Below are 276 nucleotides of genomic sequence, written 5' to 3'. Positions count from 1 at the left end.
GCTTGCCAACGGCGCAGCTTACGCCATCCAGTGGACCAAGGCGTCCATGAACATTGTGCTCAAGCAAGCGGTGACATCCGTCATCGACGCGTCGCTGGCCTATGAGGCATTGTCGAATTTGACTGAAGATCACCAGGAAGCGGTGAACGCATTCCGTGAAAAGCGCAAGCCAGTCTTCAAAGGGCGGTGAGCGCTGTCAGGCGAATGGGTTTCAAGACAACGGGCCGCATGCGGCCCTTTGCTCAGTGTGGGAACAGTGTAATTTCCTGTTCCCAC

Annotated in this window: 1 pseudogene; it reads left to right on the top strand. The window is 56.2% G+C overall.

Going from position 1 to position 276, the window contains the following annotated elements:
• Positions 1–190 (top strand): annotated as a pseudogene (locus R0K30_RS21780) (2-(1,2-epoxy-1,2-dihydrophenyl)acetyl-CoA isomerase); the annotation flags it as partial.
• Positions 191–276: the final 86 nt, after the last annotated feature.

It is taken from the genome of Bacillus sp. SIMBA_154 (assembly GCF_046536015.1).
Classification (GTDB): Bacteria; Bacillota; Bacilli; order Bacillales; family Bacillaceae; genus Bacillus; species Bacillus pumilus_P.
The sequence above is the reverse complement of the archived record's forward strand: the minus strand, read 5'-3'. Positions and strand labels throughout refer to the sequence as shown.